We start from the raw sequence: 14,704 nt of genomic DNA, 5'->3' as shown, positions 1-14,704 counted from the left end.
AACAAGCTCATAATCAGAAGGGAGATCCCAACTACAATCGTGCGGCATTCATTCTAGAGAGACCCTTTACGATTCGGATGCCAACCAATGGACAACACGTGAACTATCCTGGGTATAGAGATCGAGATTATGCTAAATATTTCAGAACGAAACAAGTGTGGTTTCCATTTGATGTCTACAATGAAAGCCGAACACAATTTATCCCCAAAAAAACGTGGGTTGATATACCCGTTAATCAATTTGAGACCACATTCTATTTACCTGTGTGGGTGGATGAAGGGAATTACGAGGTTGCATTCCGAAGTATCGCGCATAACGCACCTGAAGATTTCACATATCAACCAGATGCCAATACGAATCTAACACATCATGTAGCAACGGACGAAGTTTCAGTAGAGGTCATAGGACGGTTATATGATTTCCATATCACAGATATCGTGGACTACAACTGGGAAACGGTCTTTCGGACCAGGAAAGGTAGCTTCAACCCAACCGGAACCTCGTATTGGGTAGGGAAGAATAGCATTGATGGGGAATTACGTGGCAATAGTGAACAGCTCACGCTACCCATTCATCCAGGAAGTCATACGATGAAGGGATTCAAGAACGTGGTAGTTAAACAGGGATACCACTACAAATTCGATTTCAAGACGAAAGGCAATATGTTTGGTCCAACCGATGGGATACGGATCACCCCATCCTTCAATTACGTAAGTAAAGATGGCACCATGACAACCCCTGTGGATCTATATTACCATTCATCCGAGAAGAAGTTCGTTAAGATCGGATCAAGTAATGACAAGGTGAAAAGATATGTCTTGTTAAATGATAGATTGCGAAATGTACCCAAGGATGAACTAACGGATACGGCTGAGGTCAAGTATCGGACCAACGATACGGCGGAGCAATCCACGAATCTATCCATGAACCAATACGTTAATAAATATATCAACAAGTTAACGAAGACCAAAACACCCGTGGGTGGATTTAGTCTGCTATTACTACCTGAACAGATACGAACGTTCATAGGACCCAAGAGCAATATTCCACCGTCCGTTAATACCGACCGAGCATTGTCTGCGATACAACATTGGTATGGAGAATACAGCATTCCAGTGGATACGTATGTCGTCAAGAAAGGATTGAAATTGTACCAGAATGGTCCATTTGATGACAAGTCACCGATGTTCTTGAAGAATGGCTATATTGTCGTGAACTTCGATATAGAGTCGATTAAGAATGGTGACTTAGAGAATCCTCACTTACAATATATTAAAGCACCGCTCATGAACCAAGTGGTTGGTGGTATCCATCGAAAGAATCAGTGGAAAATGGAAGGGTTTAATAACCATATCGTAGATTCTTTTGGTAATCGATTCAAGCTGATCGATGGAGACATCGTCTTCTATAACGCGAACATATCCAGTCGGGATGACTTTGGATCTCAAGTCACTCATTAGTTGAGTCATAGAAAGTTAGATTCACAATGTACGAATGGCTTTACGGTAATTACGTGACCTTGATTGGCTTCATGCCAATCAAGGTTTCTTTTGGTTCAGTTGTCCTTGTCTCAATTGTTCTATGAGCCTCATCGATTCTTCAGTTATCTTATGGATAGAGCACGTTGATTTATTGATGAGAAAAGAAGCTCTCCATTGAATTGAGACAACTGAGAAAATGAATAGATTTATGAATATTTATACAATTTCAAATGTAGAGACACGAGCTAGCTGCACCAAGCTAGCTATGTACTTCACTATGCAGAAATATGAGGGTCAGAAGGGAATGTTACTGCTCTAGTTCCCTTATTTTTTGTATGAACATTTTTACGGCCATCGTACCTAAGGACTTTGGTTCCTGTAGAACGTGAAAATCGCGGGTAAAACGTTTCCCTTTAACTTGAATGTGATGTAATTCCCCCAATTCTAACTCCTTATGTATTACCCAGCGAGACAGCATCGCAATACCAAGTCCAGCGATAACGGCTTCCTTGACCCCTTGACTGCTATTGAACACGAAAGATCGGTTCACACGAAGAGCTGTATCTTGGATGAATTGGTCACTGTATGCCCGGGTGCCGGACCCACTTTCTCTAAATACCCAGACTTGATCTTGCAGCATATGTGGTTCAACGGTTCTTAGCGTATGTAGAGGATGAACTACCGATGAGACTAACAACATTTCATCTTCCATAAAAGGAGGCTGCACTTGAATTTCTGAATATTCAACGTGACCTTCGACCAAACCAACATCGAGTTCATTGGAATGAACGGCTTGCGCGATTTCTTCTGTATTGGCTATGGTCACCTGAATGTCGACTTGTGGGTATTGATTCACAAATTGCGCAAGAAGACATGGTAGTATATACTCTCCGATCGTGAAGCTTGCACCTATTTTTAACGAACCCGTGACCTCATGACGTAATAGGTGTATGTCCTCCTTCGCCGATTCATAAAGGGATAACATTTGTTTGGCTTGCTTATACAAGATTTGGCCGGCATCAGTCATCTTTACCTGCTTAGAAGATCGATGCATAAGCTGAACTCCGAATTCGTTCTCCAAATTTCGTATGTGCTGACTTACGCCAGGCTGAGAAAGATTAAGCATTTCCGCAGCCCGGGAGAAATTCCTCTGTTCTGCTACGGTTACAAATACCTTTAATGTATCTACAATCATAGTTTCCTCCGTTATCCTAGATACGTTATAATTATTTACAATGTACAATCGCTAGATTTCTTACACTTATTGTATCCTTTTCGTTCCTATTGAACAAACCATCTTTCGTTGTCAAAAGATGAATAAGTTTTCCTAATGCTACAGATAGGTTTTCGGTATTTCTCTTCTAAGTTAGAGGATCTTATAGTTAAGACATAGAAAGCATATATGCTTCTTCAACTAGAGATTCTAACAAGGAGTAGGTTACATCATGGAACAATCACAATCATTTTCAAAAAAGAACAAGGAACAACAATATGTAGGTTTTGCGCTTGGAATCGGACTAACTTTCATCATTGCTATAGTTGCAAAAGTGTTATCTGGATTCTCGTTCCTCGCTATCATGGGACAACTTGTGATTGCCATCTTGATCGGGATTACATGGCGAGCCGTTGTAGGGGTGCCGGATAGGATTATCGCTGGAGTCAACTTTTCTAGCAAAAAACTGCTTCGTCTCGGAATTATCCTCCTGGGTATGAGACTTAATCTTATGGATATTGTCCATGCAGGTCTGAAGGTATTTCTTATCGCTGTCATCGTTATTGTCTGTACACTTATGATCGTATATGGAGTGGCAAGGTTGTTTAAAGTTGAGAAACGATTGAGCATCTTAACCGCCTGTGGAACAGCAATTTGTGGTGCAGCAGCGGTTGTTGCGATCGGTCCACAAATTAAGGCTAATGATGACGAAACGGCGATCGGCGCTGCGATCGTGGCGATATTAGGTACGATATTTACGCTACTCTATACTTTTCTATACCCTGTTCTAGGTTTGTCGCCATTAGGCTATGGTATCTTCTCAGGAGCGACCCTGCACGAGATTGCACATACTATTGCGGCTGCGGCTTCAGGAGGGAATGAAGCGGTGGATATCGCGGTTATTGTTAAATTAACACGGGTAGCTATGCTAGTCCCGATTGCTATTCTAATTGGTATATGGAACAACCATTCGGAGAAGAAAGAGCAGGGTGACCATAACAAGATTTCGTGGAAATCAATCCCTATTCCTTGGTTTATCCTTGGGTTTCTGCTCGTAAGTGGCGTTAATTCGCTAGGGTTCATTCCTGTGTCTATGGCAAATGGTATTGTAACAATCGCATACATGTTGATTGCTATGGCGATGGCGGGTCTTGGATTGAATGTAGATTTGGTGGCTTTTAAGCGATTGGGGATTAAGCCATTTGCTGCGGGACTCATCGGATCGGTCATACTCTCATGCCTAGGATTTATGTTGGTTCATTTGTTTGGACTTAACTGAGTCTGTATAGCTGTAAGTAACTTATAACTAGCTTGTACTAATTAAACACGCCTCATGTTATATTTCTGAATACTTTGCTAGATAATTGGTTAAACAAGTTCTAATGTGGTTAGGAGGATGACATGATGGCACTTGGATATTTGGTTTTTTTATTTATTATCATAGCTGTTATCAGTATCTTTAGTATTGTGTTGTTGTTTGTGGTAAAAGACCGAAGAAGCAACAATGCGATATTCATAGTTACTGCAATATTAGGTGTGCTTATCAACTATATGAGTGTTACGGTCCTTCCAGATAACTACGTTGTTTCACGAATCGCTGCAGGATCCTTTGGTATTCTGTCCATTATAGGAATTATTCTGATGTATATGAAAAAGAAAACTATGGCAAAGGTCATGGTTGCCGCTTCGGTAGTGCTGGGTGTGCTTCAGCTCTTTTTCTTTTAAGTGATCGAAACGCTTGTGGAGTGCTACTTGTAGTTAGTGCTCGGTAAGTATTTCATGACCAGACTTACTCATGATCTTATCTGTTAAAGTTCAAGTGGAGAATGCCGCTTGGGCTTTTTATTGAATAATTAGTGGTTTGGTTTATGTAGTGGATAGGTGGAAGGACACAAGAAAGCCCCTGCTACAAAAGCAAGGGCAATGGGAATTAATGGTATTCTAATTATAATATCGGTATATACATTTAACTTGTTATGAACAGCTAATCATATTTAAGATGCGTTCAAGGATCCTAGTATCGCATCGAATTTACTTTCTATCTCGGACAGACTTTGAGATACCGACTTTGTGAAATCATTTTCAGTAAGCTTATCTTTACCGTCCAAGTGAGTTTTTATTGTCTTTACTACTTTTGTTTTGTATGACGCAATCTCTCTTAGAGCTTTATCACTTTTTTTCTTAAGTTCTTTAACTGTTGCAGAGCATTTAGACTTGGCAGAACTAAGTGACTTTTTATCAAGATCTCTTTCAGCTTTTGCATTAGCCAAGACCTCTTTACTAGTAGCTTTATTCTTGACTGCGCTGTTATATCTTTTTGTTGAAGCTTTCGATTTCTCTGTTAACGCCTTTACATCCGTGCAATAGATATCATTTAATTTCTTTTGGGCTACTTTTACTTCCTTAACCCGCTCTTTGTAAGACTCAAAATACATTTTGTCAACGTAAGATGTTGAAGTAGCAGCTAACACCTGTGATGGTAATATTACTACGAATAGTAGTATCATTATGATGATTTTCTTCATGTCTTCATACCCCTCTCTATTAGAGATCATAAGGGTAAATATGGAATAACGCAACAGTATCACAACTGGAAATGAATTGGCTATCCGAAGCAAGTGAATGAATCAGCTATAAAATTACTCGGTAGTCACGATGCCATTCGGCTGCTCACGTTGTGAGTGAGCTTTGTTACCGCATACGAGTCATATTGAATGCTATCTAGTAGTATTGGGGAGTCACATTTACCTTGAAACTCTCAAAAATGTTGAGTAACAAAGCGCAAGTGACCTATGCTTGTGCTTTTTTTCGTCATCTTAATGGGGGATTGGTTCGGTACCTTAATTGGAATTGTTTAGTGGCGAATGACGAAGCATGTCAGAACGAACCTTTCTTGTAATAATTTATTAAGATATTTTGCTTTGACACTTTGGTATGGTCGAAGAGGGTATCATTTTTTTGATGAAAGAACGCGAAGAGAGAAACATGTATTGGAGCGTAACTTCAGCGAAACCGGGACAAGCAGGAGGCGGGAATCGGGGTAGCGTTCAGATGATTGCTCCGGGATTGGCTCATTCGCCTACGATGAAATCTGGAGAAATCTCCGGGCTGTCCGAAACAACAACGTGCAGGTACTCGATGCTGACAAATGGATCTACTATGACGTCCTGTCGCTACAAGGCCAGCTTGATGAAGCGGTAAGATTGTTCTCGACCACTCGATTGAAAGGTAAATGTTTCAACAAGGTCTGCTGAGAAAGCAGGCTTTTCTTTTATGAACTATCCTAAAGAGTTAATAGTTAAAATGAAAGAAGTTGAATTTATTTACGACATCGCATAGACAATGTGTTGAATGGTAACCATGAAGAAAAAAGAAGTACGTTTTATAGATTTTGGATTTACAGTACCATAACTTCGAAAGCATTCGTACATTGATGATTTCAGAAGAGTTGTCCTCTCCATTATCTCCTCAACCTACAAAACCTTATCGCTCTACTGGTAGCGAAGAGGTCAGATCTTTCAAATATCCCGCGAATTGTAAATGATAACTCACCTTTGGAAAAAACTTCTTTACGATTAACTATTTAATACTATAAAATATACTAATTGAAATATACGAGATACATAGAGGGAAAGAGTGGGAATAGGATGAGTAACTTTTTAGCTGCAGTTAGAAAACGAACACAATCCGTAATGGGCATTGATGGTTTTTCGGTCATTTTGCTGGTAAATGTTTTTCTTGGGATCGCTTTCTCATTTGTACTACCGTTCAGCTCCATGTTCGGGATTGATGAAATCGGCATGAGCAATACGGAGTTTGGTGTGTTTATGATGGTCTCCACGCTCTTCGGCGTCGGCTTCAGCACCTATATCGGCAAGTTGTCTGACCGTGTATCTGACCGTAAGATGATTCTTGTTATTTGTGCTCTCGCTGGAGCGATCGGATATATCGGGTATGCATATTCCCGTAACTATTATGTGCTTCTCGCGATCTCTGCCACATTTTTAGGTATATCTTCCTCCACCTTTTCACAAATTTTTGCTTACGGACGGGAGATATTAGTGAAGGCTAAGGTACCTGCCAAAGAGATTCCGTTTTATATGAACATACTGCGTGTTCTTTTTGCCCTATCTTGGACTGTAGGTCCTGCCATCGCGGCTTATGTTCTGCTATATTTCGGTTTCAAAGGGATGTTCCTGGTAGCAGCAGCCTGCTATATCATCGTTGTAGGTATCGTTCTGCTCTCTCTTAAAAAGACATCTAAGGAAGAAATAGCACAGCCAAAACCACCACAAGCATCGATCCCTCTGCGGCAAGTCATCTTCCAACCATTTATATTTGTTAATTTGATTGCCTTTACACTGATTTCAACAGCGAACACGATCAGCTCGCTGAACATGGCCCAATTCGTAACGAAAGTATTGAACGGTGAAGAGAAGGATGTTGGTATCATTTTCAGTATTCCGCCTGTCTTCGAAGTTCCTTTTATGCTTGGGTTTGGCATTTTGGCGTTGCGGGTCAAGAGCGACCACCTGATTCGTCTAGGCTCATTGCTCGCTTTTGCATACTTCGGCACCATCTTCTTCGCCACAGATATATGGCATATATTTCCGATTCAGGTACTTAGCGCGGCATACATTTCTATTACAAGTGGCATTGCTATTACCTACTTCCAGGACTTCATACCGGATATGCCCGGTACCGCAATGACTCTCTATTCCAACACAGGCAAAATCGGCTCCTTGCTCGGTTTCCTGCTGTTCGGTTTACTATCAGATGCGTTCGGTTACCGTAACGTCTATCTATGGTGTGCGATTTTTGCTTTTATCGCTATGATAATGCTCTTCGCTTTAGTAAAAGCCAAACGAGTCCAGTTCGGATCCAGTTCGTCTGTAAGTGCATAACCCTTGTAAACAAAACAACACGACCTGATATTGGTTGTGTTGTTTTGTTTGTGTGGTCAATAGAGAGTATAGACTGCGCTTTTTCATTTATTGGAGGTTACTTGTATTTAGTATGATAGATGTGTTGGTTATTGTATTATGGATAATAGAACGACTGCCTCAATAGGTATTAATAATATAGAACATAGGAGGCAACATGTCCTGGAGCAAATTGAAGCAACAACTGGAGAGTTTTCTCTGTCCTGCGTTAAATGGAAGGGTCGAATACCGTGCAACCAGCTACCGTTATTTACCTGATAAAGCAGGAATTTGTTATATTGCGGTAGATAAAAAGAACGTACTCAATATGAGTGATATAAATACCTTAATCAGATGGTATCAGACGGAGCTGGAAGTTAAGAATGATTCAGATATCCAAATTCCTATCAACAATGAAGAAATTGAAGCGGTCAGAATAGATACCAAGGGGAAAGTTCCGGAGGATCGTCTAAAAGTAATTGTAAGAAGTAGGAAAATATCGGAACATGCCAAGGAGCTTATGTCTGCACAGTCATCATTAAGCAAATCAAATTTTATCGTTGTGGCTAATATGTTTTTATCCATATCTATAGAGGAAAGCTTAGAGAGCAATGATATCTTATTGAATATTCTAGCTTTGGTGGACAGACGAGTTGGAAAAAAGCGAATTTTAAACATGACCGAGAAGATGAAGTTAAAGCATCCAATTGTGCAGTATTTTTATGAATTACGGCTTAGTACGTTATGAAAATAAAAAAAAGTTATTTACCTCCCGATCGGGAGGTTTTTGATGCACGGTGATTCGTACCACTCAATGGTTTGTAGATTTGAACTTGTTGAACCTACGACTCTTGCAATTGCCCTGACTCCCGGCGCCGCCGACTCATGAATACCAAAGACAATGCAATTACCGTGAGGATAATCCCAAGCAATTGAAATCCCTCGAACCTGAACTTACCTCCCATTACGATACCTCTTTTGGAGAACTTTGGAACAAGGCTTCAATGAATTAGCTATAATGGCTGGTAGATTGCAAGCAATCGAACCATTGCGACAGAAGCAGGTTGAACTAGAGGAACAGTTAAAGCAGGAATTGGCTCCACGACTGTACCAGATACTTAACTGGGAGGAAACGTTGAATTTATCGTAATGCCCTTGAAAAAGAATGGATGTATCCTGCAGGAATAAAAGATGGCATGAAATGTCTTAAGGAGATACAGGATTTTACATCAGATTGAAGATAAAGAGCGGAAGAGTTAAGCATGGGTGCTTACCTTCCGCTCTTTATTTTGTGTTCAGGATTTAAGTTTATCGTACTCGATTTCAATTAAATGAAAGAAAGAGGAAGGCTTAATATTCAGCCCATCACATAGTTCAAATATCTTGCTGACAGAGGGCTCGTTTCGACCTACCACTATCAGATGTAAGAGCGATCTACCTCGCATTTTCCAGCTAAGTCCTCTTTATTCGTATAGCTTTTAAGGTTTTACCGATAACTTGTTTGATAGTTTGCTCATTATGGTCCAAAGGAAAAGACTCCTTTTAAAACCATTATCAATGAGTTATCATCAGGCGCAGGAGGATTTGCAAAATGGGTATTTCAACTATCAGTATCGGACAGAACAACGACACGGATAAAACAATTGATTGACAAGAAATTTGTTTTATTGATACTATAGCAGAACTACATAGTTGATAATGAATATCATTATCAGTAAAGCAAGCTATTTAGAAAATCTTTCTTTCTTTTTTGAGAACGTCTAGATTGATTATCTTTATCAATTCACTAAGCTATTTTGAGAGGAGATGTGAGCAACAGGTTCAGGTTTGACAACTACAGATTGATTCATGCAAACAAGAATGGTGAAAAGGAAAGTGAGACAATGAAGAAAAGCATGTCAATATTTACGAAATGTGTTTTGTCAGCTACTGTGATGGCTTCCGCCCTGTTCGTCGGGTATGGAGAGAAGGCATTAGCTGCTCCCGTGTTTAGTCAATGGGGAGAAGATGGCGAGGAGGAGGGGCAATTTAGTTTTCCCCAAGGGATGGCAATTGATCAAGCAGGAAATCTTTACGTCGCGGATACAATGAACAGCCGTGTGCAGAAATTCACATCAAATGGGCAGTTTCTACAAGAATGGGATATTGACGGAATGGTCTTCGGAATGCCAAGGGCCATTGCGGTTGATCATAGTGGGCTTGTCTATGTGAATAATGGACAAGGCAACATTCGGGTATTTCAGCCAGACGGCACCGAACTGAGGCGTTGGGATGATAGTGATTTTCTGAATACTGGCGTATTGGGACTGGCAGTCGATCAGGAGGGTAACGTGTATGTATCGAATGCCGGATTGCATCAGGTGCGAAAATATGATCCAACTGGACAAATTTTGCTCACATGGGGAGCGCCTGGAACCGCTCCCGGGCAATTTAATGCTCCGTCTGGCATCGCGATCGATCGCGATGGCACCATTTTTATCGCTGACCCAGGCAACTTCCGCATCCAGAAATTCGATGCCATGGGCGACTATCTTGGACAATGGGGAGAGGGGGAAAGCGCCGAACCAGGGCAATTCAGTTTTCCACAAGCGCTCATCTTTGATCGGTACGGAAATCTGCATGTAATGGAGACGAAGAATTATCGGATTCAAGTGCTTGATCCGTATGGGAAATCAATCAGGATGTGGGGTACGGAAGGCTCAGCTCCTGGAGAATTTGAGGTTACATTCGGTGTTGCCACCGATAATGCCGGAAATATCTATGTAGATGATTCCATGCTACGCCGTGTGCAAAAATTTTCACTCACCTTGGACAGCCCACAAATCGTGACAACTTCAGACCAGGCGACCGTCACATGGCCTGAGGTAGAGGGGGCAACCGATCTCGAGCTTGAATGGTCGCAAGACGGAGAAAATTGGAGCAATAAGGCCTTGGCCGCCAACGAAACGAAGACAACGATTTATCCATTGACAGTCAATACAAACTATCAGTTCCGCCTAAGCGCCAATTTTGCTCCTGGGCAAAGAATGGCCTCCAATCTGGTGGAAGCCAGAACCGCGAACCTACCACCATTGCCACCCGTCTATCCGGTAACGGATGTGTCTTCGACACAATCGACGTCACCAAGTGAAACCAAATTGACTTCAACAAATGGTCAAATAACGCTTCCCGCGGGTAAAATGGGCGAGGTTAGTCTTGAAGATATGATCAGGATCTCGATTCCGGCTAATGCAACAAATAAAGAACTGAAATTAACGATAGAGAAAGTCCTGAACTCCCAAAATATTCTAAATAATAAAGAGGTTCTGGGCAGCTCGATATTTGAAATTCTGAAAAACTTCCCGGAAAACTTCAGTAAACCGGTAACGATAACTCTAACATTTGATCCAACAAGTTTGAAGAGCAATCAATCGGTGGGTGTCTTCTATTATGAGGATGGGAAGAAAGAATGGATGGGTGTCTCCGGGGGTAAAATCAACGGCAACCGCATTAGTGTGGAAGTTAATCACTTTGGGAAGTTTGCAGTACTCGTTGTAGATCAAGCTACGGGTATGCCCGTAACGAACCACCCAACGGAAACGTCAACGGTAGCTAGTATTAGTGATATCTTTGGGCACTGGGCAGAGGCGAACATCAAGCAAGCAATAAGTAGCGGAATCGTCATGGGTTATCCGGATGGTACATTTAAGCCGAATCATACCGTGACACGTGCGGAATTTGCAGTAATGCTGATGAATGCGCTGAAGCCACAAGAGGCAGGAGTGGCGCTGACCTTTACAGATTCTGCGAAGATCGGAGCTTGGGCGCAGAAAGCGGTCGCGCAAGCTGTACAAGCAGGTATAATTAAAGGGTATAAGGACAGTACCTTCCGTGCGGATGCTGAGATCACACGCGCTGAGATGGTAGCAATGATTGGGAATGCTCTGGGTCAGTCTATCGAAGCAAATTCCGTAACTGACTTCGCAGACGACAAGGATATTCCGGCGTGGGCGAAAGGCAGTGTGGCTAACGTGAAGCGAGCAGGTATTGTGCAAGGTAAAGGAGCGAACCAATTCGCCGCTCAAGACCATGCAACGAGGGCTGAAGCCGTAACGGTTCTGCTGAAAATGTTGGTTCAAAAGAGTAAGTAAAGTAAAAATAACAAGCTTGGACGGTCCTTGTGGACCTTCTAAGTTTGTTTTGCATTCGGTCAAATTTGAAACCAAATTTGCGATAGTATTTAGAAAGTTATTTTCTCAATATTAAGCATACGACTCATGTGGAGTGCGTAGGAAAACACCTTTCTTATGTGGTATCAAGGAAATGTCTATCAACCATGCCAATTCAATTTCGAGTCGCTCATTTCAGCTACTCGTGTACGAGTGTTCATCATCGATGATTCTGTGCTCAGCCGCAATCGAAGTAAGAACAACAGAGAACAACAGCCTGAATGCTATCCAACTGATGTTTGAATCGCTCTAAAGTCTACGCCAATTATGGATTTGTTTGATCACAAGGCCATTCAACCAAAACAGAAAAGGAAGCGTGCGATCATAACCTTGAACTGACATCCACAACTCATAGAAAATCTCGACAACAATGTATAAAATAGAACAATTTTATTTTTTGATATATCTAAAATGCAGCATATACATTAGAATGAATATGTCGAAGGGATCAGGAATGTGCGGTATGTATTCTATCGATGACAAGCTGTATCTAGTTAGCATGTACGGTAATCCAACACAACAAAGGAGAATCATAATGAAGGCTAAGAAAAAAATGCTTTTTGCTATTGTTGCTTCACTATTATGTGGCAGCGCTTTCATGTCCATCCCAGTTTCGGTAGAAGCGGCGGAATCGGCAAGTCTGGATACTGAGATTTCCATTTTAGGTACGTCGGATATTCATGGACGGTTTATGCCATGGGATTATGCGCTGGACGGCCCCAATCCAAGTGGCAGTTTAACGCAGTTGTTTACAATCATTAAGAAGGTTCGTGAAGAGAACCCGAATACGATTTTACTCGATGCTGGTGATATGATTCAGGGTAATTCGGCGGAATTATTTAATGACCAACCGAAGTCTCCGATGATGGTAGCTATGAATGAAATGAATTATGATGCTTGGGTGATGGGCAATCATGAGTTCAATTTTGGGTTGGATGTGTTCAAGAAGGTTACCTCTCAGTATAAAGGCCAAATGCTGGCGGGAAACATCTATAAGGACAATGGAGATAGATTCTTACCTGCGTATACCATTATCGAAAAAGCAGGGATAAAGATTGGGATTATTGGAATGGATACTCCTATGACGACAGAATTTGAGAAGGGCACTAACCATTTAGATGGGCTCGTATTCAAGAATCCTGTAGATGAAACGAAAAAAGCTATCAAGGAATTAGAAGGTAAAGTAGATGTAATAGTTGGGCTTATGCATATGGGGCTAGAAAATGAAAATGGTGTCCCAGGTACCGGCGTGGCCGATATTGCCAAAGAGAACCCTGAGTTAGCTGCTATTTTTGCTGGTCATATGCACAAGCTTATTAAGGGGGATACGGTAAACGGTGTTCTAATAGTCGAGCCGGATAAATACGGAACTCACGTTTCTCGTATAGACCTTACATTCACGAAGCAAGGCGATAAGGTAGTCCTGAAGGATAAGAAAGCTATTGCATTGCCTGTTAAAGCTGCGGATGGAACGAATGCATTATCGGAACCGTCTTTGGAATCTACACTGCAGCCGTATCATGATTTCGCAAGAGCAGATGCCAATGTCGAAGTAGCACAACTTAAAGGAATGAACCTTGTACCTAAGAATGAGATCAACGATATTCCTACTGTACAAATTCAAGAAACGCCGTTATCGGACTTTTTTAACGAAGTCATGCTGCATTACAGTAAGGCGGATGTAGTGTCTCATCAGATTGATAACGATAAGGCGCGGTTGGATGTAGGTCCCATTAAGAAAAAAGATATTGCCTATAACTATCAGTTCGCTCTGGGTGAAATTACAGTTTACCAAGTAACGGGTAAAGATTTGAAAGATTACATGGAATGGGCAGTAGGCTACTTTAACTCGACCCGACCAGGCGATATAACGGTTAGCTTTGATAAGACACGTCGCGCTTCCAAGTATAGTACGAATGATTTTTTTGGTGGCGTTAAATATGAAATCGACTTAACGAAGCCTTATGGTAGCCGAATTACGAATTTACGAAAAATGGACGGAACCTCTATCAAGCAAGATGATGTTATCAAATTGGGCATGAATGCATATCGGATGGACGCTCTGAAAGCAAAGGGTGGAGCACTCGAAGGACGGAAATTCCAACAGCTATGGTCCTCCAAGGATGCAAGCGCATTTGGCGAAATGGATGGAACTATTCGTAATCGTGCAATTGCTTATTTGAAAGAAGTGAAGAAGGGTGTATACGAGCCTCAAATTCAAAATAATTGGAAAATTATTGGCGTTGATACCACTTCACCTGAACGTGTAGATGTAATTGAACTTATTAACACAGGCGTATTAGAGATTCCTAAAACGGATGACGGTAAATACACCAATGTAGCATCAATTAACATTTTGGATACGATCACTCGAAAAGAGATTGATGAATTGTCTCAAAAAGCAAAGGTGAGAACGGACCTATCTGCACGTGCTATGACAAAAGGCGAGTTCTATCATAAGCTTAATGTAGCCATAAAAGCAGCAGCAATTGTTCCACAAGAAGAAGTTAAACCAGAAGCAAAACCAGAAGCAAAACCAGTAAAACCACCAGTGGTAACTGATGTTACGAATCAAGCAAAGGTAACAGCATACTTTTTGAATGTTCGTGCCGAAGCTTCTTCCAAGGCGAAGATCTATATGGCGGTGCCGAAGGGAACTGTTCTTGAAGTGCTAGGAACGAAGTATGGCTGGTTGAAGGTTACTTATAACGGATCTATTGGCTATGTGTACGATGAATATGTAGATATGTTAAAATAATTTGTGTATAAGCAGTCCAGTCTTTTAGACTTGGGCTGCTTTTTTTTGTGCTACGGATAATGGGCCCGTAACCAGTCTTGCCAGAAAACAAATGTAGCACGAATGGTTAGAGCATGCTGAAC

General features: G+C 41.4%; 10 protein-coding genes and 2 pseudogenes. 9 read left to right on the top strand and 3 right to left on the bottom strand.

Translation table 11 applies throughout. The features are described 5' to 3' along the window. A pseudogene (locus PGLA_RS28085) lies at positions 1-1,460 on the top strand (DUF5704 domain-containing protein); the annotation flags it as partial. A 328-nt stretch (positions 1,461-1,788) separates the two neighbouring features. On the opposite strand, the gene PGLA_RS15930 reads toward PGLA_RS28085, so the two are convergent. After that, a complete protein-coding gene (locus PGLA_RS15930) occupies positions 1,789-2,676 on the bottom strand; it encodes a LysR family transcriptional regulator (protein WP_068534415.1) in 888 nt (295 codons plus the stop codon). A 250-nt stretch (positions 2,677-2,926) separates the two neighbouring features. Between PGLA_RS15930 and PGLA_RS15925 the strand changes: the two genes are divergently transcribed. Together PGLA_RS15925 and PGLA_RS15920 are read left to right on the top strand one after the other, a co-directional pair. Then, positions 2,927-3,973, top strand: coding sequence for a YeiH family protein (locus tag PGLA_RS15925; protein WP_068534414.1), 1,047 nt, complete (start codon positions 2,927-2,929; stop codon positions 3,971-3,973). 122 nt (positions 3,974-4,095) lie between these two features. Continuing rightward, positions 4,096-4,419 carry a hypothetical protein gene (locus PGLA_RS15920; RefSeq protein WP_145939572.1) on the top strand — a complete coding sequence of 108 codons (324 nt, stop codon included), beginning with the start codon at positions 4,096-4,098 and terminating at the stop codon, positions 4,417-4,419. A gap of 269 nt (positions 4,420-4,688) precedes the next feature. Here the strand turns inward: PGLA_RS15920 and PGLA_RS15915 are convergent, their stop codons facing one another. Next, on the bottom strand, positions 4,689-5,219 hold the full coding sequence (locus PGLA_RS15915; protein ID WP_068534412.1) for a hypothetical protein: 531 nt from the start codon (positions 5,217-5,219) through the stop codon (positions 4,689-4,691). Positions 5,220-5,652: 433 nt separating this feature from the next. On the opposite strand from PGLA_RS15915, the gene PGLA_RS15910 reads away from it, so the two are divergent. The 3 genes from PGLA_RS15910 to PGLA_RS15900 all read left to right on the top strand — a co-directional run bounded on the left by PGLA_RS15910 (position 5,653) and on the right by PGLA_RS15900 (position 8,364). Then, a complete protein-coding gene (locus PGLA_RS15910; RefSeq protein ID WP_068534411.1) occupies positions 5,653-5,895 on the top strand; it encodes a hypothetical protein in 243 nt (80 codons plus the stop codon). A 446-nt stretch (positions 5,896-6,341) separates the two neighbouring features. Further along, the gene (locus PGLA_RS15905) at positions 6,342-7,598 is read left to right on the top strand and encodes a sugar efflux transporter (RefSeq protein WP_068534409.1); all 1,257 of its coding nucleotides are present in this window, start codon (positions 6,342-6,344) and stop codon (positions 7,596-7,598) included. 196 nt (positions 7,599-7,794) lie between these two features. Further along, positions 7,795-8,364: an SF0329 family protein gene (locus PGLA_RS15900; protein WP_068534407.1), complete on the top strand. Its 570-nt coding sequence runs from the start codon at positions 7,795-7,797 to the stop codon at positions 8,362-8,364. Between the two features lie 94 nt (positions 8,365-8,458). On the opposite strand, the pseudogene PGLA_RS27525 reads toward PGLA_RS15900, so the two are convergent. Beyond that, positions 8,459-8,590, bottom strand: a pseudogene (locus tag PGLA_RS27525) (MFS transporter); the annotation flags it as partial. Positions 8,591-8,634: 44 nt separating this feature from the next. Between PGLA_RS27525 and PGLA_RS29440 the strand changes: the two are divergent. From PGLA_RS29440 to PGLA_RS15890, 3 genes are all read left to right on the top strand, one after another. After that, complete coding sequence (locus tag PGLA_RS29440) at positions 8,635-8,766, top strand: hypothetical protein (protein WP_281197362.1); 132 nt, start codon at positions 8,635-8,637, stop codon at positions 8,764-8,766. Between the two features lie 745 nt (positions 8,767-9,511). Next, on the top strand, positions 9,512-11,746 hold the full coding sequence (locus tag PGLA_RS15895) for an S-layer homology domain-containing protein (protein ID WP_211269561.1): 2,235 nt from the start codon (positions 9,512-9,514) through the stop codon (positions 11,744-11,746). Positions 11,747-12,359: 613 nt separating this feature from the next. Next, positions 12,360-14,582 (top strand): 5'-nucleotidase C-terminal domain-containing protein, encoded by a 2,223-nt coding sequence (locus PGLA_RS15890; RefSeq protein WP_068534404.1) that lies wholly within the window; start codon positions 12,360-12,362, stop codon positions 14,580-14,582. Positions 14,583-14,704 lie beyond the last annotated feature (122 nt).

This window comes from Paenibacillus glacialis (assembly GCF_001637205.1).
Lineage (GTDB): Bacteria > Bacillota > Bacilli > Paenibacillales > Paenibacillaceae > Paenibacillus_AQ > Paenibacillus_AQ glacialis.
Note: the sequence above shows the minus strand (reverse complement) of the source record. Positions and strands in the feature narration are given on the sequence as shown.

Coding starts and splice junctions, on each gene's coding strand:
- PGLA_RS15930 (WP_068534415.1), bottom strand. CDS start 2,676: ATGATTGTAGATACATTAAAGGTATTTGTAACCGTAGCAGAACAGAGG.
- PGLA_RS15925 (WP_068534414.1), top strand. CDS start 2,927: ATGGAACAATCACAATCATTTTCAAAAAAGAACAAGGAACAACAATAT.
- PGLA_RS15920 (WP_145939572.1), top strand. CDS start 4,096: ATGATGGCACTTGGATATTTGGTTTTTTTATTTATTATCATAGCTGTT.
- PGLA_RS15915 (WP_068534412.1), bottom strand. CDS start 5,219: ATGAAGAAAATCATCATAATGATACTACTATTCGTAGTAATATTACCA.
- PGLA_RS15905 (WP_068534409.1), top strand. CDS start 6,342: ATGAGTAACTTTTTAGCTGCAGTTAGAAAACGAACACAATCCGTAATG.
- PGLA_RS15900 (WP_068534407.1), top strand. CDS start 7,795: ATGTCCTGGAGCAAATTGAAGCAACAACTGGAGAGTTTTCTCTGTCCT.
- PGLA_RS29440 (WP_281197362.1), top strand. CDS start 8,635: ATGGCTGGTAGATTGCAAGCAATCGAACCATTGCGACAGAAGCAGGTT.
- PGLA_RS15895 (WP_211269561.1), top strand. CDS start 9,512: ATGTCAATATTTACGAAATGTGTTTTGTCAGCTACTGTGATGGCTTCC.
- PGLA_RS15890 (WP_068534404.1), top strand. CDS start 12,360: ATGAAGGCTAAGAAAAAAATGCTTTTTGCTATTGTTGCTTCACTATTA.